The sequence below is a fragment of the Nonomuraea diastatica genome (genome assembly GCF_004349015.1).
GTDB lineage: Bacteria > Actinomycetota > Actinomycetes > Streptosporangiales > Streptosporangiaceae > Nonomuraea > Nonomuraea diastatica.
The window spans coordinates 1-513 of the sequence record NZ_SMKP01000464.1 but is presented as its reverse complement, the minus strand read 5'-3'; the positions used below and the strand labels follow the sequence as shown (position 1 = coordinate 513).

1 pseudogene is annotated in these 513 nt (G+C 67.4%); it reads left to right on the top strand.

Going from position 1 to position 513, the window contains the following annotated elements:
- Window positions 1-513: pseudogene (locus E1294_RS52180) on the top strand (DNA-directed RNA polymerase subunit beta); the annotation flags it as partial.

Sequence of the window (513 nt, the reverse complement as noted above, 5' to 3'; positions counted from 1 at the left end):
GCACCAAGGGGGGTGAGACCGAGCTCGCCCGTGCCGAGGAGGTCGACTACATCGACGTGTCGCCGCGCCAGATGGTGTCGGTGGCCACGGCGATGATCCCCTTCCTCGAGCACGACGACGCCAACCGGGCGTTGATGGGCGCCAACATGATGCGCCAGTCGGTGCCGCTGCTCAGGAGCGAGGCGCCGCTGGTCGGCACCGGCATGGAATATCGCGCCGCGACCGACGCCGGCGACATGGTCAGCGCCGAGAAGGCGGGTGTGGTCGAGGAGGTCTCGGCCGACTACGTCACGGTCTTGAACGACGACGGCACGCGGACGACGTACCGTGTGGCGAAGTTCCGGCGTTCCAACATGGGCACCTCGTTCAACCAGAGGCCCATCGTTGCCGAGGGCGACCGGGTCGAGGTCAACCAGGTGATCGCCGACGGGCCGTGCACCGACCAGGGTGAGATGGCGCTCGGCAAGAACCTGCTGGTGGCGTTCATGCCCTGGGAGGGCCACAACTACGAAG